Below are 932 nucleotides of genomic sequence, written 5' to 3' on the forward strand. Positions count from 1 at the left end.
GAATGGTAAAAAACAGGGCATCGCTCAAATTTTGGAAACCTCACAATGAAAAGAAAAATCTTAATATCACTGCTGGGTTTTGGGCTGGTATGGGGCTTAGCGGCCTGCCAGTCTTACCCGCCCGGAAAGCGGGTGGTGACCTACAAACCCATTGTGCGTAAAAGTGAGCCACTACCTTATGATAAATGGTGGTTTAAATTTTATACACCAGAATATTTTCCCATCAGTATCAGCTTTGTCCAGTTTCAGGATGAAGATAATTATATTGTTCAAAAATTTATGCCGGATGGCGCCAATTCACATTATCGTAGCGTAACGACATGGAGTAAAAAATTGGGAGTGAGTGGGGAGGGCATCAGAAACCATGGTGAAGCACTTCCCAAGCGGCTGATGGTTTGCTGGGATTCGGGGATTGATAAAAAAACTTTCCAGACACTGTTTAACTTCACGCCTGAAGTTCGGCAACTGATGCGTGAACCTGCTTTCTATCCGGGGTATGAAAAACAGCCACCTGATTACCGAAATACGATATTCATTGGTCTGGCTCCGGGGGGGGCTGCCCGCGCTTGGTTACGCGGTATCGATAAAAACAATGGCGATAATATTCTGATCTCGACGGACGAATCAGTATCCGGCGATAAGATGACAGTATGTCAGGGGAAAACCAAACATTCTGATGGCTACGGGGAGTATTCCGAGAGGATAAAAGCTTTTATCAAAGGAAAAACCTATCCCTATGGTGAATGGTAAAAAACAGGGCATCGCTCAAATTTTGGAAACCTCACAATGAAAAGAAAAATCTTAATATCACTGCTGAGTTTGGGATTGGTATGGAGCCTGGCGGCTTGCCAGTCTTATCCCCCCGGAAAGCGGGTGGTGACCTACAAACCCATTGTACGTCACAGTGAACCGCTGCCTTATAATAGGTGGGA

The 932-nt window shown here is 45.2% G+C and carries 1 protein-coding gene; it reads left to right on the top strand.

Annotation, left to right across the window (positions count from 1 at the left end; genetic code table 11):
- Nucleotides 1-45: 45 nt before the first annotated feature.
- Nucleotides 46-750, top strand: a complete 705-nt coding sequence (locus tag PSI17_RS17080; RefSeq protein ID WP_273553092.1) for a DUF2931 family protein — start codon at nucleotides 46-48, stop codon at nucleotides 748-750.
- Nucleotides 751-932: the final 182 nt, after the last annotated feature.

Origin of the sequence: Xenorhabdus sp. IM139775, assembly GCF_028598745.1 — a bacterium.
Taxonomy (GTDB): Bacteria; Pseudomonadota; Gammaproteobacteria; order Enterobacterales; family Enterobacteriaceae; genus Xenorhabdus.